The following is a 19,812-nucleotide window of genomic DNA, read 5'->3' on the forward strand; positions in this document are numbered from 1 at the left end:
GTGCGCCGAGGCGCGGGCGGTGTGGGTGAGGGCGGTTTGCTGAGGGGGCGTTGCAGTCCCGGGAACTCCGCGCCGGATTCCTGGTCACGGGGCCCGGCACGCCGAGTCGGGGGCGACCTCGGCACCGACCTGCGCGAGCAGGCCGACCTGGCACCGGACGAGCCGGAGCTGCTGGCCGAGCTGAGGGCCGCGTGGGAGAAGGTCGACAGCACACTGTTGCCGTACCCGGACTGATCCGAGACCCCCGCTCGTACGCCGTCGCGCTCGAACGGGCGTCAACCGATCGGGTGATGGCGGCCTACGACTCGTCGGACAAGGTTGTACGACCCCTCGAACACGCAGGTCGTAGGGCCGAAGGCCGATCGCGGTTGGGCCAAAACTCGGTGGGCAGTGTCAGTGGCGATCCGTAGGCTCGCTGCTGATGTCCACTACACGTGCCACCACCGCCGAGGACAGGTCGGATCGTTCCGCCGCGCGTACGCTGCTGCGCCTGTGGCCGTACGTCCGGCCGGTGCGGGTGCGGTTGTTCACGGCCGCGTTCGTGGCCGTGCTCGCCTCGTGTGCGGGGCTCGTCATCCCGCTCGTCCTGAAGTGGATGGTGGACGGGCCCGTCGCCGACCGGGATCCGGCCGGGGTGTGGCTCGGGGCGTTGTATCTGCTGCTGCTCGGGCTCGGGGAAGCGGTGCTGTTCGGGCTGCGGCGGTGGCTGGTGGCGCGGCCGCTGGCGGGCGTCGAGGCGGGGATGCGGGCGGATCTGTACCGGCATCTGCAGCGGCTGCCGGTCGCCTTCCACGACCGGTGGCCGTCGGGGCAGTTGCTCTCGCGGGGCACGACCGATCTGATGCTGCTGCGTATGTTCCTCGCGTTTCCGCTGACGTTCCTGCTGGTCAACAGCGTGACGATCCTCGTCGGCGTGATCATCATGCTGCTGCAGGACTGGACGCTGGGGCTGGTGATCCTCGCTCCCGCCGTGCCGATGATGGCGATGTGCTTCGTCTTCGAGAAGCGGTACGCCGCCGTGGCGCGGCGCGCGCAGGACCAGGTCGGCGACCTGACGACGGTCGTCGAGGAGAGCGTGCTCGGGATCCGGATCGTCAAGGGGTTCGGGCGGCATCGCAGTCAGGCGCGCGCGTTCCGTGAGCTGTCGCGGACCCTGCGGGGCACGGAGTTGCGCAAGGCCCGGCTGCTGGCCGTCATCTGGGCGGTCATCATGACGCTGCCGGAGGTCGCCATCGGGGCGGCGCTGGTGGTGGGGACGGTGCAGGTCGCCGACGGAGTGCTGTCGGCCGGCACGTTGGTGGCGTTTTTGTCGACGGCTCTCGCGCTGCGGTGGCCCGTGGAGTCGATCGGGTTCCTGCTGGCGATGAGCCAGGAGGCGGCGACGGCCACGGAGCGGTACTTCGAGGTGATGGACGTGGCGCCGGAGGGGCAGGAGATCTCGGCCGCGAAGGAGGACCGTACGGACCTCGGACTTCGCTTCCACAGCGTCCGGTTCCGCTATCCCGACGCCCCCGCCGGCTCCCCGCCCGTGCTCGACCGTATCGACCTCCACATCCGCCCGGGCGAATCCATGGCCCTCGTCGGCGCGACAGGCAGCGGCAAGACCACCCTCACCGCCCTGGTCCCCCGTCTGTACGAGCTGACGTCCGGCCGCATCACCCTCGACGGTCAGGACATCTCCGCCCTGCCCAGGGAATCGCTGCGCGAACTCGTCGCCGTCGCCTTCGAGGAGCCCACCCTCTTCTCGGCCAGCGTCGCGGACAACGTTCTCATGGGGGCGGCCGACGGGGCCGGAACTGCGGAGTTGGAGCGGGCGCTGGCGGTCGCGCAGGCCGACTTCGCGCACGCCCTCCCCCACGGCACCGAGACACAGGTGGGCGAACAGGGCCTCAGCCTCTCCGGCGGCCAGCGCCAGCGCCTCGCGCTCGCGCGGGCGGTCGTGGGCCGGCCCAGGTTCCTCGTCCTCGACGACCCCCTGTCCGCCCTCGACGTGCACACCGAGGCCGCCGTGGAGGCCGCCCTGCGGGTCGTGCTCGCGGAGACGACCGCCCTGATCGTGGCCCACAGACCCTCCACCGTGCTCCTCGCGGACCGCGTCGCCCTGCTCTCCGGCGGCCGTATCACCGCCGTCGGCACCCATCACGAACTACTGCGCAGCAACGCCGAGTACGCCCACCTCATGGCCGGGACCGAGGAGGCCGACCGATGACGGCGACCACCGCCACCGCACCGGGCAACGACCGGTCGGCCGAGGAGCCCCGCACGCCGGACGACCCCTTCGACCGCGACGTCCTGCCCACTCCCCCGGGTGCCACCGCCGCCCTCCTGCGCTCCCTGCTCGCCCCGATGAAGGCCCGCGTCGCCTTCACCACGCTGCTCCTGCTGCTCCAGCAGGCGGCCGTCCAGGCGGGCCCGCTGCTCGTCGCGTACGCCATCGACGAGGCCGTACCCGCGTTCCGGCGCGCCGACCACGGGCCGGTCGTCGCCGTCGCCGTGGGCTACCTGCTGTGCGCCGCGGCCTCCGGAGCCCTGCAGTACGCGTTCATCCTCGCCTCCGCCCGCGTCAACCAGGACGTGCTGCTCGACCTGCGCGGCCGTATCTTCCGCCATGCCCAGGCCCTGAGCGTCGACTTCCACGAGCGCTACACCTCGGGACGGCTCATCTCCCGCTCCACCACGGACGTGGAGTCCCTGCGCGAACTGCTCAGCGAGGGCCTGCAGGAACTCGTCACCGTCATCCTGTCCTTCGTCTACATCTCGGCGATGCTGCTCTGGCTGGACGTGGGCCTCGGCGCGGTCGCGGTCGCGTCGTTCGTGCCGTTGTACGGGCTCGTGCGGCTGTACCAGCGGCGCGCCAAGCGGGTGTACCGGCTGCGGTCCACCGCGATCGCCGCCGTGATCGTCAAGTTCGTCGAGACCATGAACGGCATCCGCCCCGTGCGCGCCTTCCGCCGCGAGGCCGCCAACGACGCCGACTTCGCCGTACTCAACAAGCGGCACGAGCGGACCAACGGCGACGCGACGCTGGAGATGGCCCGTTACGTCATCGGCTCACGCCTGGTCGCCAACACGGCCGTCGCGGGGATCGTGCTGTGGGGCGCCTACCGGGTCGCGGGCGGCTCGCTGGCGCTCGGTGTGCTGGCGGCGGCCGTGCTGTATCTGCGGCGGCTGTACGACCCGATCGACCGCCTCGGCATGTTCCTCAACTCCTACCAGTCCGCCGCCGCCTCCCTGGAGAAGATCGCCGGGCTGCTGGCCCAGACGCCGTCCGTGCCCGAGCCGTCGGCGCCCAGGCAGCTTCCCGCGCCGGAGAGCGAGCACCCGGGCCGCGACGTCGTCTTCGACGGCGTCCGGTTCGGCTATCGCACCGGCGGCGAGGTGCTGCCCCGCTTCGACCTGACGATCCCGGCCGGGCAGACGGTCGCGGTCGTCGGCTCGACCGGCGCGGGCAAGTCGACGCTGGCCAAGCTGCTCGCCCGGTTCTACGACCCCTCCGAGGGCCGGGTCCTGCTGGACGGGGTCGACCTGCGCGAGCTGGCCGTGCCCGAACTGCGGCGGGGGGTGGTGATGGTGACGCAGGAGGCGTTCCTGTTCTCCGGGACGGTCGCCGAGAACATCGCCATCGGCCGGCCCGACGCCACCCGCGAGGAGATCGAGCAGGCGGCGAAAGCCATCGGCGCGCACGACTTCATCAGCTCGCTGCCCGACGGCTACGACACCGACGTACGCAAGCGGGGCGGCCGTATCTCGGCGGGCCAGCGTCAACTGGTCGCGTTCGCACGGGCGTTGCTCGCCGACCCGGCGGTGCTGATCCTCGACGAGGCGACCAGCTCGCTCGACATCCCGGGCGAGCGGGCCGTGCAGCGCGCGATGTCGACGGTCCTGCACGGGCGTACGGCCGTCGTCATCGCGCATCGGCTGTCCACGGTCGAGATCGCGGACCGCGTGCTGGTCATGGAGCACGGGAAGATCGTCGAGGACGGCTCACCGGCCGAACTCGTCGCGGGGACGGGCAGGTTCGCGGATCTGCACCGGGCGTGGCGGGACAGTCTGGCGTAGCCGAACGGCACGAGCACGGAACGAGGCACGGGGGCACGATGATCGACGCGTACGAGGATCCGGGCGAGCCCGACTGTCGCGGCGGCGCCCGGTATCTGTGGTGGCTGGTCACCCAGCAGGCGGGGCGGTCCGCGCTCGGGGCGCTGATCTCCGCCGTCTGGATGGTGCTGCTGGCGGCGACACCGTATCTGCTCTCGCGCGCCGTGGACGAGGGCCTGGCGCCCGGTGACCACGCGGCGCTGGTCGCCTGGACCGGTGTGCTGGCCGGGGTGCATGTGTTCAACGCCTGGCTGAGCATCATGCGGCACCGCACGATGACCCGGGTGCGGATGGACGCCCTCTTCCGCACCAGCAAGGTCCTCGTCGGGCAGTCGGTCCGGCTGGGCGCCGCGCTGCCGCGCCGGATCGGGACCGGAGAGGTCGTCACCATCGGAGTGGGTGACGTCCACACGATCAGCAGCAGCCTGACCGTCATCGGCCCCGGTTTCGGCGCGATCGTCGCCTATCTCGCCGTCGCCGTGCTGCTGGTGTCGGTATCGGTGCCGATCGCGGTCGTGGTGCTGCTCGGGATGCCGGCGATCGCCGTGCTCGTCGGCCCCCTGCTCGGCCGGCTGCAGGGCACCGAGACCGAGTACCGGGAGCGGCAGGGCGTACTGACCGCACGCATCGCCGACCTCGCGGGCGGCCTGCGCGTCCTCAACGGCCTCGGCGGCAAGGACCTGGTCGCCGACGCCTTCCACCGCGACTCGCAGCGGCTGCGCGCACAGGGGTACCGGGTCGGGTCGGTGACCAGCTGGGTGCAGGCGCTCGGGATGGGGCTGCCGACGCTGTTCCTGGCGGTGGTGACATGGCTGGCGGCCCGGCTGGCCGCCCAAGGAGCCATCACGGTGGGCGAGTTGGTGTCGGTCTACGGCTATGTGGCGGTCCTGGTCCGCCCGATGGCCTTCGTCGTCGAGATGGTCTACCAGGTCGCGCGCGGCATGGTGGCGGCACGGCGGGTCGTACGGTTCCTGCGCCTGGAGCCGATGCCCGACACCGGCACCCGCGACGCGCCCGCGGAGCCGGCGGCACTGCACGACCCCCAGTCCGGAGTACGGGTGCTGCCGGGCCGCCTGACCGCCCTGGCCGCCGCACTGCCGGCCGACGCCACAGCCGTGGTGGACCGCCTCGGCCGCTACGAGCCGTCAGCGGCGACCTGGGGCGACGTACCCCTCAGCGAGATCGCGTTGCCGCAGCTTCGGGCACGCATCCTGGTCGCCGACCACGAGGCCGACCTGTTCGCGGGCACGCTGCGGGAGCTGATCGCCGGCCACGCGGACCCGGACGGCCCGGACGAGGCGGCGATCGCGCGGGCGGTGCGCACGGCGGTCGCCGAGGACATCGTCCGGGGCCTGCCCGACGGCCTCGACACCCCGATCGACGCCCAGGGCCGCAACCTCTCCGGCGGCCAACGCCAACGCGTCCGCCTGGTCCGCGCGCTGCTGGCCGACCCCGAGGTACTCCTGGCGATCGAGCCGACGTCCGCGCTGGACGCCCACACCGAGGCGAGGGTCGCGGAACGCCTGGACGCGGAGCGGCAGGGCCGTACGACGGTGGTGACGACGACGTCCCCGCTGCTCCTGGACCGTGCGGACGTCGTCCATTTCTTGGTCGACGGCAAGGTGACGGCGACGGGCACACACCGCGAGCTGCTGGACGGGGAGCCGGGATACCGAGCTTTGGTGGCACGGGACGAGGACGCCGAGGAGGCCATCAGGTGACGGACGAGCAACGCCCTGAAGGGGCGCGGGACTGTATCGATGAGCGGCTCCGCCGCGGGGCGCGACAAGCCACATCGAACCCGCACCCGGCAAACCACCCCAATTCCCGAGCTCTCGCCCGCCAAACCCTCCCCATCGCCGAGCCCCGAGACGTCCGCCAAGCCACCCTCCGCCTGATCCGAGCCGACCCCAAAGCCTTCACAGCCACCCTCGCCCTGAACTCCCTCGCAGCCATCGCCGGCCTGGCAAGCCCCTGGCTGGTGGGCCGCATCATCGACGACGTCCGCGCCGGCCACGGCGCAACGGCCGTCGACAAACTGGCCCTGGCGATCCTGATAGCGGCAACAGCCCAGCTGTTGCTGTCCCGCTGGGCTCGCTACGTAGCCCACCGCTTCGGCGAACGCACCCTCGCCAGGGTCCGCGAGGAATTCGTGGACCGCACCCTCGCCCTCCCCGCATCCGTCGTGGAACGAGCCGGCGCCGGCGACCTCACCGCCCGCGGCACCACAGACGTCGCCCTCGTCGGCACGACCTTGCGCGACGTCGGCCCCGAGCTGCTGATCAACTCCGTCCAAGCACTGTTCCTGCTGGCCGCGGTCATCAGCCTGGATCCCTTGCTCGGTCTCTGCGGAGTACTCGGCTTCGGCGGCATCTGGTGGGCCACGCGCTGGTACCTGCGCCGCGCCCGCGACGGCTACCTCGCCGAGGGCGCCGCCACCTCCCAGGTCGCGGAGATCCTCGCGGCGACCGCGACCGGCGCCCGCACGGTGGAGGCGCTGCGCCTGGAACGGCGACGTGTGGCGGCGAGCCGGGACGCGCTGGAGACCTCCCGCCGCACCCGGTTCCACACGCTGTTCCTGCGCACCGTCTTCTTCCCGGCCGTCGAGGTGTCGTACGTCGTCCCCGTGGTGACGGTCCTGCTGCTCGGCGGCGTGCTGTTGGAGCGCGGCGCGCTGAGCCTGGGCTCGGTCGTGGCGGCCGCCCTGTATCTGCAGCGGCTGAGCGAGCCGCTGGACGAGATCCTGATGCGGGTCGAGCAACTGCAGAGCAGCGGCGCCTCGTTCGCCCGCGTGGAGGGCCTGGCCCGAGCCCCGCGGGCGACGGAGACCGACTCGCCCGCCCCCGCGGACGACCGGATCGACGTGACCGGCGTGCGCTACGCCTACGACCGCGGCGGCGAGGTCCTCAGCGACGTCGACCTGACGGTGAGGCCGGGTGAGCGCCTCGCCGTCGTCGGCCCCTCGGGCGCCGGGAAGACGACCCTCAGCCGACTCCTGGCCGGCGTCGACGCCCCGACCGCCGGCTCGGTCACGGTCGGCGGCGTCCCGGTCGTCGCCCTCGGCCCGGAGCAGCTGCGCCGCCAGGTCGTCCTGGTCACCCAGGAGCACCACGTCTTCCTCGGCACGGTCCGCGACAACCTCCGTATCGCCGAACCGTCCGCCACGGACGAGGAGTTGTGGGCCGCCCTCACCGCGGTCGGCGCCGACGCCTGGGTGCGGGAGCTGCCCGACGGCCTCGACACGGCGCTGGGCGACGGAGGCTGCCGTACGGACGGCTCGCAGGCCCAGCAGCTCGCCCTCGCCCGTGTGGTGCTGGCCGACCCGCACACCCTGATCCTCGACGAGGCGACGGCCCTGCTCGACCCGACGACCGCCCGCCACACCGAGCGCGCCCTGGCCGCCGTACTCGAAGGCCGCACGGTCATCGCCATCGCGCACCGCCTGCACACCGCGCACGACGCGGACCGCGTGGCCGTGATGGAGAACGGGCGCCTCACCGAGCTCGGCACGCACGACGACCTGGTCGCGGCGGGCGGGGCGTACGCGTCGCTGTGGCGGTCGTGGCACGGGGAGCGGCCCGCCCGGCCCGGAACGGCGTAGGGCTGATCAGGCGATCTATGCTCGGTGCCAGCACTGTCCGCCTCTCCTGGGGAAGTCCGTTGAACTTCTGGTCGATCTACGAGCACGGCTTCGCGCGGGTCGCCGCGTGCACCGGCCACACCGTCATCGCCGACCCGCGGGCCAACGCCGAGGCGGTGCTGCGGCAAGCGCGCCGGTGCGCGCGGGAGGGGGTCGCCGTCGCCGTCTTCCCCGAGCTGGGCCTGACCGGCTACTCGATCGAGGACCTGCTGCTCCAGGACGCGGTGCTCGACGAGGTGGAGCAGGCGCTCCAGGCCGTGGTCGCCGGGTCGGCGGAGCTGCTGCCGGTGCTGGTCGTGGGCGCCCCGCTGCGTCATCGCCACCGGATCTACAACTGCGCGGTGATCGTGCACCGCGGCCGGATCCTGGGCGTGGCGCCGAAGTCGTACCCGCCGAACTACCGGGAGTTCTACGAGCGGCGCCAGATCGCCTCGGGCGAGGACGAGCGCGGCGGGACGATCCGGATCGGCGGCGAGGAGGTGCCGTTCGGCGTGGACCTGCTCTTCGAGGCGGAGGACGTCGCCGGGCTGGTCCTGCACGCGGAGATCTGCGAGGACATGTGGGTGCCGGTGCCGCCGAGCGCGGAGGCGGCGCTGGCCGGGGCGACCGTGCTCGCCAACCTCTCGGGCAGCCCGATCACGGTGGGCCGGGCCGAGGACCGGCGGCTGCTGTGCCGGGCGGCGTCCTCGCGCTGTCTGGCCGCGTACGTCTACTCGGCGGCGGGTCTGGGCGAGTCGACCACGGACCTGTCCTGGGACGGGCAGACCATGATCTACGAGAACGGCGTGCTGCTGGCCGAATCGGACCGCTTCCCGCTCGACGACCAGTACTCCGTGGCCGACGTCGACCTGGACCTGCTGCGGCAGGAGCGGCACCGGATGGGCACGTTCGACGACAACCGCCGCGCCCACGCCACCCGGACCGGGGACTTCAGGCGGGTGCGGTTCCGGCTCGACCCGCCGTCGGCGGACCTGGGGCTGAAGCGCCGGGTCGAGCGCTTCCCGTTCGTGCCCGCGGACGCCGAGCGGCTCGCCCTGGACTGCTACGAGGCGTACAACATCCAGGTCGCGGGCCTCCAGCAGCGGCTGGCCTCGATCGGTGGCCCGAAGGTGGTCATCGGGGTGTCCGGCGGCCTGGACTCCACGCACGCGCTGATCGTCGCCGCCCGGGCGATGGACCGCGCCGGGCGCCCGCGCAGCGACATCCTGGCCTTCACCCTGCCCGGCTTCGCCACCAGCGACCACACCAAGGACAACGCCCACAAGCTGATGAACTCGCTCGGCGTCACCGCGGCCGAGCTGGACATCACGCCGACCGCACGGCTGATGCTCGAGGAGATGGGCCACCCGTTCGCGTCCGGCGAGCCGGTGTACGACGTCACCTTCGAGAACGTGCAGGCCGGGCTGCGCACCGACTACCTGTTCCGCCTCGCGAACCAGCGCGGCGGCATCGTGCTCGGCACCGGCGACCTGTCGGAGCTGGCGCTCGGCTGGTCCACGTATGGCGTGGGCGACCAGATGAGCCACTACAACGTCAACGGCGGGGTGCCGAAGACGCTGATCCAGCATCTGATCCGCTGGGTCATCACCAGCGGGCAGTTCGACGAGGAGACCGGCGGGACGCTGGCCGCGATCCTCGACACGGAGATCAGCCCGGAGCTGGTGCCGGGCGAGGAGATGCAGTCCACCGAGTCGAAGATCGGCCCGTACGCGCTGCACGACTTCACGCTCTTCCACGTCCTGCGGTACGGCTTCCGGCCGTCGAAGATCGCCTTCCTGGCCTGGCACGCGTGGCACGACCCGGAGGCCGGCGCCTGGCCGCCCGGCTTCCCCGAGGCCAAGCGGGTGGCGTACGACCTGGCCGAGATCCGGCGCTGGCTGGAGGTCTTCTGCCGTCGCTTCTTCGCGTTCGCGCAGTTCAAGCGCTCGGCGATGCCGAACGGGCCGAAGGTCTCGGCGGGCGGTTCGCTCTCCCCGCGCGGCGACTGGCGGGCACCGTCCGACGGTACGGCGCACGCGTGGCTGCGGGATCTCGACCGCTTCGACGTGCTGGGCGGCTGACGGCCCCCGCACCCGCCGTCCGGATGTTCACGTCCGGTCCGTATACCGAACATGAACATCCGGACAACGAACGATTTCCGGCCAACTTCCTGACGCGGTCCTGACAGAAACCGCACTCTCCTGGCACTCTTCCCACGGCCGCGCGACACAGCAACCCCACAGCACCGTCACACGGCGGTACCCGCGGCTGAACTCCCGCACGCGCACGTCGTCTTACGCACGCGCACATCGCTTTCCGCACACGCACGTCGTTCTGCGTACCACCCCGCTCCGCCCGGACGGCCCACCCGCCGGCCGGTCTCCCCTGGCCGCGTGATCCGCGGCCGCGCAGAAGGAGTCAGTGTTGAGAGACAGTTCCTCCCACAGACGCACCTCCCACACGACGCGTCGTCACACCACGCACCGCCGGGCCGCCGCCGTCGCCCTCGTCGGCGTCTCCGCCCTGATCGCCGCGGCCGTCCAGTCGGGCGCCGCCACCGCAGCACCGGAGAAGGCACCGTCGGCTGCGGGCAAGGTCATACCGGGCGCCGAGTCCGTCAAGCTCTCCCCCGCCCAGCGCGCCGCGCTGATACGCGAGGCCAACGCCACCAAGGCGGACACCGCCAAGGACCTGGGCCTGGGCGCCAAGGAGAAGCTGGTCGTCCGTGACGTCCTGAAGGACGGCAACGGCACGGTCCACACCCGCTACGAGCGCACCTACGACGGCCTGCCCGTCCTCGGCGGCGACCTGGTCGTCGAGACCGCCAAGTCCGGCGCGACCGAGGCCGTCGTCAAGGCCACCCGCACCGCCATCAAGCCGGCCACCACCAAGGCAGCCGTATCCGCCGCGAAGGCGGAGAAGCAGGCGCTGGCCGCCGCGAAGGCCGAGGACGCCAAGAGCCCCGACGTCAACCGGGCGCCCCGCAAGGTGATCTGGGCCGCGAACGGCACGCCGACGGTGGCGTACGAGACGGTCGTCGGCGGCTTCCAGCACGACGGCACCCCGCAGGAACTGCACGTCATCACCGACGCCACCACCGGCGAGAAGCTGTACGAGTGGGAGGCGATCGAGACCGGCACCGGCAACACGGTGTACTCCGGCACGGTCAACCTGACCACCACGCAGTCCGGGTCGACGTACAACCTCACCGACGGCGCGCGCGGCAACCACAAGACGTACAACCTCAACCGCGGCACGTCCGGCACCGGCACCCTCTTCTCCGGCTCCGACGACGTCTGGGGCAACGGCAGCCCGTCCAACCTGGAGTCCGCGGCCGCCGACGCGCACTACGGCGCCGCGCTGACCTGGGACTACTACAAGAACGTGCACGGGCGCAGCGGCATCCGCGGCGACGGCGTCGGCGCGTACTCCCGTGTCCACTACGGCAACAACTACGTCAACGCGTTCTGGTCCGACAGCTGCTTCTGCATGACGTACGGCGACGGCTCGGGCAACGCCAACCCGCTGACGTCGATCGACGTGGCCGCACACGAGATGACCCATGGACTCACCTCCAACACCGCGGGCCTGAACTACAGCGGCGAGTCCGGCGGCCTGAACGAGGCGACCTCCGACATCTTCGGCGCGACGGTCGAGTTCTACGCCAACAACTCCTCCGACGTCGGTGACTACCTCATCGGCGAGGAGATCAACATCAACGGCGACGGCACCCCGCTGCGCTACATGGACAAGCCCAGCAAGGACGGCTCGTCGAAGGACGCCTGGTACTCGGGCATCGGCTCGATCGACGTGCACTACTCGTCGGGCCCCGCCAACCACTTCTTCTACCTGCTGAGCGAGGGCAGCGGCACCAAGACCATCAACGGTGTCACCTACAACTCCCCCACCTCGGACGGTCTTCCGGTCACCGGCATCGGCCGGGACAAGGCGGAGAAGATCTGGTTCCGCGCGCTGACCACCAAGTTCACGTCCACGACGAACTACTCGGGCGCCCGCACCGGCACCCTCGCCGCGGCCGGTGAGCTGTACGGCACCACGAGCGCCGAGTACAAGGCGGTGCAGCACGCGTGGGCGGGCGTCAACGTGGGTGCACGCCCCGACGGGGGCGGCGGTGGCGGTACGTCCTTCGAGAGCGGGACCGACGTCTCGATTCCGGACAACGGGGCGGCCGTGACGTCCCCGATCACCGTCTCCGGCCGGACCGGCAACGCGCCGTCCAACCTCGCGGTCGCCGTGGACATCGTCCACACCTACGTCGGTGACCTCAAGGTGGACCTGGTCGCCCCCGATGGCACGGCGTACACGCTGAAGGGCTACGGCGCCGGCGGCAGCTCGGACAACCTCAACACCACCTACACGGTGAACGCCTCCTCCGAAGTCGCCAACGGGGTCTGGCAGTTGAGGGTCCAGGACAACGCGGCCGTCGACACCGGTTACATCAACAGCTGGAAGCTCACCTTCCCGTAGGCCCGTGCGCGGGCTGCCCAGGGCAGGGCGCCGTCCCGGTGGGTTCAACTCCCGTCGGGGCGGCGCCCGTTCACATTTCAGAAACATTTACCGGACAGTCGAGTTTTGGCCAACATCACCACACCCTCCTGACATGTACGCGCCCCAGGTGCCACTCTTCGTGCACCCGCCGCACAAGCACCCCCTGCACCTCCCCCACATAAGGAGCTCGTGTGACCCCCCTCTACGCGCGTCACAAGCGCACCACTCTGGCCATCGCCACCGCCGTGGCGGCCGGAGCCCTCCTCTCCACCGGTCTGACCACCGGCACTTCGGCCGCCGCTCCCGTGGAAGCCGGCACCAAGGCGGCCCCGCTCGCCGTCCCGGTCGCGCTGGCTCCCGGGGCACGCACCGCACTCATCAAGGACCAGCAGGCCGAGGCGCCCGAGACCGCCGACGCGATAGGCCTCGGCGCCCAGGAGAGACTGGTCGTCAAGGACGTCGTCAAGGACGCCGACGGCACGCTCCACACCCGCTACGAGCGCACCTACGCGGGCCTGCCCGTCCTCGGCGGCGACCTGGTCGTCCACGAGTCGGCGTCCGGCGCGAACAAGGGCGTCACCAAGGCGACGAAGGCCACCATCAAGGTCGCCTCGCTCAAGCCGGCCATCACCGCGGCCAAGGCCGAGGGCCAGGCCGTGAAGCTGGCCAAGGCCGCCGGGTCGAAGAAGACCGAGGCGGACGACGCGCCCCGCAAGGTGATCTGGGCCGCGAACGGCAAGCCGACCCTCGCCTACGAGACGGTCGTCGGCGGCCTCCAGGAGGACGGCACCCCGAACGAGCTGCACGTCATCACCGACGCCGCCACCGGCAAGAAGCTGTACGAGTACCAGGGCATCGAGACCGGCACCGGCAAGAGCGTGTACTCCGGCACGGTCACCCTCGGCACGACCCTGTCGGGTTCGACGTACCAGCTGTACGACGCGACGCGCGGCGGCCACAAGACCTACAACAAGGCCCGCACCACCAGCAGCTCCGCGGGCACGCTGTTCACCGACGCGGACGACACGTGGGGCACCGGAGCCGCGTCGAGCTCCTCCAGCGACCAGAGCGCGGCCGTCGACGCGGCCTACGGCGCCCAGACGACCTGGGACTACTACAAGAACACCTTCGGCCGCAACGGCATCAAGAACAACGGCGTGGCGGCGTACTCCCGCGTCCACTACGGCAACGCGTACGTCAACGCCTTCTGGTCCGACAGCTGCTTCTGCATGACGTACGGCGACGGCGAGGGCAACGTGAAGCCCCTGACGTCGCTCGACGTGGCCGGCCACGAGATGACCCACGGCGTCACGTCGAACACGGCGGGCCTGAACTACTCGGGCGAGTCGGGCGGCCTCAACGAGGCGACCTCCGACATCTTCGGCACGGCGGTGGAGTTCTACGCGGCGAACTCGTCCGACCCCGGTGACTACCTCATCGGCGAGAAGATCGACATCAACGGCGACGGCACCCCGCTGCGCTACATGGACAAGCCGAGCAAGGACGGCAACTCGGCCGACTACTGGTCGTCCTCGCTGGGCGGCCTCGACGTCCACTACTCCTCGGGCCCCGCGAACCACTTCTTCTACCTCCTCTCGGAGGGCAGCGGCGCGAAGACGATCAACGGGGTGAGCTACAACTCCCCCACGTCCAACGGCGCCACGGTCACCGGGATCGGCCGCGCCAAGGCCGCCCAGATCTGGTACAAGGCCCTGACCGAGTACATGACGTCGACGACCAACTACAAGGCCGCCCGCACGGCGACCCTGAGCGCGGCGTCCGCCCTGTACGGCTCCGGCAGCACGGAGTACAACGCGGTGGCGTCGGCCTGGTCGGCGGTCAACGTCAGCTGAAGCAGGCGTAGTTGACAGGGGCGGCACCCGGGACGAAGGCATCTCCGAGTGCCGCCTTACGCTTGGGACCCATGTCCTTCACGTACGACCACGTCGGCGCGACCCGGGAGACCGGATTCTGCCCGCCCGGCTTCCACCCCCTGCACGTGCGCACCCGCATAGGCGAGGGCGAGGAGGTCTTCCGCAGAGCCGCCGAAGCGGTCATGACCTGGGAGATGCACCGCGCGATGGGCGTCGGCATCGACGCCTCGGCCGACCGCGCGGCCCCCGAGGTCGACGTCACGGTCACCCTCGCCGGCCTGATCAAGGCACCGTGCCGGGTGGTCTGGACGGCGCAGGAGCACCGCCGCATCGGCTGGGCGTACGGGACGCTTTCCGGCCACCCCGAGTGCGGCGAGGAGGCGTTCCTCGTGGAGCGCACGGGGGACGGCACCGTCTGGCTGACCGTGCGGGCCTTCAGCCGGGGGGCCAAGTGGTACGCGCGGGCGGGCGGGGCGGCCACCCGGGGGTTGCAGCACGCGTATGCGCGGCGGTGCGGCACCGTGCTGCGGCAGCTGTGCGAGCGCGAGTGCGGGGAGAGCTGAGCGGCACCCCGGCCCTCCCCGATGTGTCACCGCAGCAGCACCCCGGCCCCTTCCCCCGTCCCCTCCGAAGGCACCGCCACCAACCCCAGCTCCGCGCCGGACGCCAGCAACCGGTGCGCCGGAAGGATCCGGACCGTATAGCCGTACGGCCCCGTGCGGTCCAGGGACAGCGGCCCCTCGTACAGCCAGCGCCCCTCCGCGTCCGGGCCGCCGAGCGACTTCAGCGGCACCGTCGACGCGTCCGCGATGCGGTCCTCGGAGTCGACGCGGCCCGAGACCGCCTGGACCTCGACGTCGTCCGGCCCGAGGTCGCCGAGGCCCACCCGCACCCGGAGAGCGAGCGTCGAGCCGAGTTCCGCGGTGGGGGTCAGGGCGGACGTCTCCACATGGTCGACCGTGACGCCGTGCCAGGCGGAGCGGACCCGCGCCTTCCAGCCGGCCAGCTCGCGCGCCGCGTCAGGTGTCATCGCGCGGTGGGCCTGGGCGGCCGGGGTGTAGAGGCGCTCGACGTATTCGCGGACCATCCTGCCCGCCAGCACCTTCGGGCCGAGCAGTGTCAGGGTCTGGCGGACCATCTCGATCCAGCGGTCCGGCAGGCCGCCCGGGCCGCGCTCGTAGAAGCGGGGCGTGACGCGTTGCTCCAGCAGGTCGTACAGCGCCGCCGCCTCTATGGCGTCGCGGTGGTCCGGGTCCGTGCCGGTGCCGTCCGCGGTGGGGACGGCCCAGCCGAAGTCCGGCTGGAACCACTCGTCCCACCAGCCGTCCAGGACGGAGAGGTTGAGGCAGCCGTTCAGCGCCGCCTTCATACCGCTGGTCCCGCAGGCCTCCAGCGGCCTGAGCGGGTTGTTCAGCCAGATGTCGCAGCCGGGGTACAGCCTCTGCGCCATCGCCATGCCGTAGTCCGGCAGGAACACGATCCGATGCCGCACCCGGGGATCGTCCGCGAACCTCACCAGCTCCTGGATCAGGCGCTTCCCGCCGTCGTCCGCCGGGTGCGCCTTGCCCGCCACCACGATCTGGATCGGCCGCTCCGGGTGCAGGAGCAGATCCATCAGCCGGTCCCGGTCGCGGAGCATGAGCGTGAGGCGTTTGTACGACGGGACTCGGCGCGCGAATCCGATCGTCAGGACGTCGGGGTCCAGGACGCTGTCGATCCAGCCCAACTCGGCCGTCCCGGCGCCGCGTTGCCGCCAGGAGGCGCGCAGGCGGGCCCGTACCTCCGTGACCAGCTGCTCGCGCAGGTTCCGGCGCAGCTCCCAGATGTCCTGGTCGGGGATCTCCGCGACCGCGTCCCAGCGGTCCGAGCCGCCGACGGTCATCGCGTCCTCGGTTCGGCGCCCGCCGATCTGGCGGGCGCCGAGGCGGAAGACCTCGGGGGCGACCCAGGTGGGGGCGTGGACGCCGTTGGTGACCGAGGTGATGGGGACCTCGTCGGGGTCGAATCCCGGCCACAGGCCCGAGAACATCTCGCGGCTGACGTTGCCGTGGAGGAGTGAGACTCCGTTGGCACGCTGGCCGAGGCGCAGGCCCATCACGGCCATGTTGAAGAGGTTGGGTTCGCCGCCGGGGTAGGTCTCCATGCCGAGTTGGAGGATGCGCTCGACGTCGATGCTCGGCAGTTCGGCGTCGGGGCCGAAGTGGTGCGCGACCAGCTCGCGGTCGAAGCGGTCGATGCCGGCCGGGACGGGGGTGTGGGTGGTGAAGACCGTGCCGGCCCTGACGGCCTCCAGGGCCGAGTCGAAGTCCAGGCCCTCGGCGCAGAGTTCGGCGATGCGCTCCAGGCCGAGGAAGCCGGCGTGGCCCTCGTTGGTGTGGAAGACCTCGGGTTCGGGGTGGCCGGTCAGACGGCAGTACGTCCGGACCGCCCGTACTCCTCCTATGCCCAGCAGCATCTCCTGCAGCAGACGGTGCTCGCTGCCGCCGCCGTACAGCCGGTCGGTCACGCCGCGTTCGCCGAGGTCGTTCTCCTCGACGTCCGAGTCGAGCATCAGCAGGGGGACGCGGCCGACCTGGGCGAGCCAGACGCGGGCGTGCAGCTGCCGGCCGCCGGGCAGGGCGAGGGAGACCTGGGCGGGGGTGCCGTCGGGCTCCTTCAGGAGGGCCACCGGCAGCTCGTTGGGGTCCAGGACCGGGTAGTGCTCCTGCTGCCAGCCGTCCCGGGAGAGGGTCTGGCGGAAGTAGCCGTGCCGGTACAGCAGCCCGACCCCGATGAGGGGTACGCCGAGGTCACTGGCCGCCTTGAGGTGGTCGCCGGCGAGGATGCCGAGGCCGCCGGAGTACTGGGGCAGGGCGGCCGTGATGCCGAACTCGGGCGAGAAGTAGGCGACGGCGGCGGGGAGTTCGGCGGACTGGTCCTGGTACCAGCGCTCGCCCGTGACGTAGTCGTCGAGGTCACCGGCGACCGCGGTCAGCCGGCGCAGGAAGTCGTGGTCCTCGGCCAGCTCCGCGAGCCGCCCGGGCGACACGCTGCCCAGCAGCCGAACGGGGTCGTTGCCCGAGGCGGCCCAGCAGTCGGGGTCCACGGACCGGAAGAGATCGCGGGTCTCGGCATGCCAGGACCAGCGCAGATTGCGGGCCAGATCGCTCAGCGGCCGGAGGGCTTCGGGGAGGACTGGACGGACGGTGAATCGACGGATCGCCTTCACGGTTCCACCTCGGGCAGCGCGTGGCAGGGGACGCACGGCGGTGTGCGTCCCGTCATCGCCCCCGACGGTATCGGTATGCGGGGCTTCGTAACCACCGTGCCTTTTTGTGGCCGTCAGTGGCCGGTTGCGGCTGTCAAGCGGGTGGGAAAGAGCACGTCCGTCCGAAAAGCACCGCAACCTTCACGCATCCCCCATAGCCGATATGGCCGATTCCGCCCCCGTAGGCCTCCTTGTGGCGACTTCTCGCGTCACGAGAGGCTGACGGTGGCGTACCGGTCCACGTCGGGTGCACCCGGCGAACGAGGGTCGGCGTGCGCCGAGTTGAGGAGGGGACTCACACCATGGCACGGACGCGCATACGGCGTCTGCGCTGGGCCGGTGGCCTGACCGCGGTGACCTGTGTCGCCGCGCTTTCGGCCACCACCATGCCCGCGCACGCCGCACCGGAGGGGCAGATACTCGGCGCCGGGGACCCCGGCTCCGTCAGCGGCAGTTACCTGGTGACACTCAAGGGGGGAACGAAGGCTCCGTCGGCGGCCGGAAAGAGCCTCGCCGAGAAGTACGGGGCGAAAATAAGCCACACCTACGACACGGTCCTCAACGGCTACGCCGTACAGGCCAACGAGAGACAAGCCAGGCGGCTCGCGGCCGACTCCCGCGTCGCCTCGGTCGTCCAGGACACCCGCGTGACGCCGGCCCACACCCAGAAGAACCCGCCGTCCTGGGGACTCGACCGCATCGACCAGCGCAACCTGCCGCTGGACAAGAGCTACACCTGGCCCGAGTCCGCGGGCGCCGGAGTGACGGTGTACGTGATCGACACCGGCATCCGCATCTCGCACAAGGACTTCGGCGGCCGGGCGAGCTACGGCTGGGACTTCGTCGGCAACGACCGGACCGCGAGCGACGGCAACGGCCACGGCACCCATGTCGCCGGCACGATCGCGGGAAAGCAGTACGGCGTCGCCAAGAACGCCAGGGTCGTCGCCGTACGCGTCCTCGACAACGCCGGCGGCGGCACCACCGCCCAGGTCATCGCGGGCATCGACTGGGTGACCAAGCACGCGAAGAAGCCGGCGGTCGCCAACGTCAGCCTCGGCGGCTACCGCAACACGCAGCTGGACGCCGCCGTACGCAACTCCATCGCGTCCGGCGTCACCTACACGGTCGCGGCGGGCAACGACGGGCTGCCGGCGAGCCTGTACTCCCCCGCGGCGGTGCGGGAGGCCATCACCGTGGGCGCCACCGACAAGAAGGACGCGCGGGCCGACTTCTCCAACTTCGGCTCCGCCCTGGACCTGTTCGCCCCGGGCGTCTCGATCACCTCCGCGTCGTACGCGAGCGACACCGGCAAGGCGACCTTCTCCGGTACGTCGATGGCGTCGCCGCACGCGGCGGGCGTGGCCGCGCTCTATCTCGCCGACCACCCGAAGGCCGGGCCCGCACAGGTGTCCAAGGCGTTGGTGGCGAAGGCGGTGTCCGGCAAGGTCTCCGGCAGGGGACTCGGCTCGCCGAACAAACTCCTGCAAGTGCCGGGCTCGTAGCGTCTGTTGTCGGCCAAGCACGAACACCGGCCCCGTTCCCCGAGGAACGGGGCCGGTCTTGTGTGTAGACATACGCGTGAGTAGTTAACAAAGTGCCGGATTGCGTACCCGAATAGGGTGGGAAGGCTCCTCCGGTACACCCCACCTGTGCGCCCCCGGGCGCGCGCACGCAGGACCCACCTCCCCACAGCCATCCGCCCACCCAAGTTGACGCGGACAGGAGCGGTCATGCCCGCCATGCACCACCAGTCGTCCTCACCCCCGACGTCCAGCACCGACGCACCCCCCGTGCCCCGCGCCGTCACCGCCGACCCCGGTCCGCCTGCTCGGGAGCGACCCTCCGCGAGCGACACGGCCGGCGGCGTGGGGCGCATACCGGTCCTCGACGTCCGCCCGGTCGTCCAGCACGGACGCAGGCCCGCGAAGGCCGTGACCGGCGAGACCTTCGAGATCTCGGCCACCGTGTTCCGCGAGGGCCATGACGCCGTGGCCGCCAATGTCGTCCTCACCGATCCCGACGGCCGTTCCGGCCCGTGGACGCCGATGCGTGAACTGGCCCCGGGCACCGACCGCTGGGGCGCCACCGTCACCGCCGGCGAGCCCGGCCACTGGACCTACCGGGTCGAGGCCTGGGGCGATCCGGTCACGACCTGGCGGCACCACGCCCAGATCAAGATCCCGGCCGGCATGGACACCGACCTGGTCCTGGAGGAGGGAGCGCGGCTGTACGAGCGTGCGGCCGCCGACGTGCCCGACGGTGAGGGACGGTCGGTGATCCTCACGGCCGTCGAGGCGCTGCGGGACGAGAGCCGCCCGGCCGCCTGGCGGTTGGCGGCCGCGTTGACGCCCGAGGTCGACGCGGTGCTGGGGCGGTATCCGTTGCGGGATCTGGTCACCGCGTCGGATCCGCTGCCGCTGCTGGTGGAGCGCGAGCGCGCCCTGTACGGCTCCTGGTACGAG

The 19,812-nt window shown here is 71.4% G+C and carries 12 protein-coding genes; 11 read left to right on the forward strand and 1 reads right to left on the reverse strand.

Features of this window, described 5'->3' with window-relative positions:
• The 9 genes from ACIREI_RS42135 to ACIREI_RS42175 all read left to right on the forward strand — a co-directional run bounded on the left by ACIREI_RS42135 (position 1) and on the right by ACIREI_RS42175 (position 14,663).
• Positions 1–234 (forward strand): hypothetical protein, encoded by a 234-nt coding sequence (locus ACIREI_RS42135; protein WP_403345155.1) that lies wholly within the window; start codon positions 1–3, stop codon positions 232–234.
• Positions 235–421: 187 nt separating this feature from the next.
• The gene (locus tag ACIREI_RS42140; RefSeq protein WP_403345129.1) at positions 422–2,209 is read left to right on the forward strand and encodes an ABC transporter ATP-binding protein; all 1,788 of its coding nucleotides are present in this window, start codon (positions 422–424) and stop codon (positions 2,207–2,209) included.
• Entirely contained in the window at positions 2,206–4,059 is a 1,854-nt protein-coding gene (locus tag ACIREI_RS42145) for an ABC transporter ATP-binding protein (RefSeq protein WP_403345131.1), read from the forward strand. Before ACIREI_RS42140 ends, ACIREI_RS42145 begins: the two co-directional genes overlap by 4 nt.
• Positions 4,060–4,097: 38 nt before the next feature.
• On the forward strand, positions 4,098–5,819 hold the full coding sequence (locus ACIREI_RS42150) for an ABC transporter ATP-binding protein (RefSeq protein WP_403345133.1): 1,722 nt from the start codon (positions 4,098–4,100) through the stop codon (positions 5,817–5,819).
• Between the two features lie 134 nt (positions 5,820–5,953).
• A complete protein-coding gene (locus ACIREI_RS42155; protein WP_403345153.1) occupies positions 5,954–7,699 on the forward strand; it encodes an ABC transporter ATP-binding protein in 1,746 nt (581 codons plus the stop codon).
• 59 nt (positions 7,700–7,758) lie between these two features.
• Positions 7,759–9,798 (forward strand): NAD(+) synthase, encoded by a 2,040-nt coding sequence (locus tag ACIREI_RS42160; protein ID WP_403345135.1) that lies wholly within the window; start codon positions 7,759–7,761, stop codon positions 9,796–9,798.
• Between the two features lie 343 nt (positions 9,799–10,141).
• A complete protein-coding gene (locus ACIREI_RS42165; protein WP_403345137.1) occupies positions 10,142–12,205 on the forward strand; it encodes a M4 family metallopeptidase in 2,064 nt (687 codons plus the stop codon).
• A 212-nt stretch (positions 12,206–12,417) separates the two neighbouring features.
• A complete protein-coding gene (locus ACIREI_RS42170) occupies positions 12,418–14,079 on the forward strand; it encodes a M4 family metallopeptidase (protein WP_403345139.1) in 1,662 nt (553 codons plus the stop codon).
• Positions 14,080–14,150: 71 nt separating this feature from the next.
• Positions 14,151–14,663: a DUF1990 family protein gene (locus ACIREI_RS42175; protein ID WP_403345141.1), complete on the forward strand. Its 513-nt coding sequence runs from the start codon at positions 14,151–14,153 to the stop codon at positions 14,661–14,663.
• 26 nt (positions 14,664–14,689) lie between these two features.
• Here ACIREI_RS42175 and ACIREI_RS42180 read toward each other — a convergent pair whose 3' ends face one another.
• A complete protein-coding gene (locus ACIREI_RS42180; protein WP_403345143.1) occupies positions 14,690–17,308 on the reverse strand; it encodes a glycosyltransferase family 1 protein in 2,619 nt (872 codons plus the stop codon).
• Positions 17,309–17,649: 341 nt separating this feature from the next.
• Here ACIREI_RS42180 and ACIREI_RS42185 point away from each other — a divergent pair, with 341 nt between their 5' ends.
• Entirely contained in the window at positions 17,650–18,852 is a 1,203-nt protein-coding gene (locus tag ACIREI_RS42185; RefSeq protein ID WP_403345145.1) for a S8 family peptidase, read from the forward strand.
• A gap of 228 nt (positions 18,853–19,080) precedes the next feature.
• The coding region (locus tag ACIREI_RS42190) for a maltotransferase domain-containing protein (protein ID WP_403345147.1) at positions 19,081–19,812 on the forward strand (732 nt) is incomplete at its 3' end.

This window comes from Streptomyces sp. NPDC093591 (assembly GCF_044764885.1).
GTDB lineage: Bacteria > Actinomycetota > Actinomycetes > Streptomycetales > Streptomycetaceae > Streptomyces.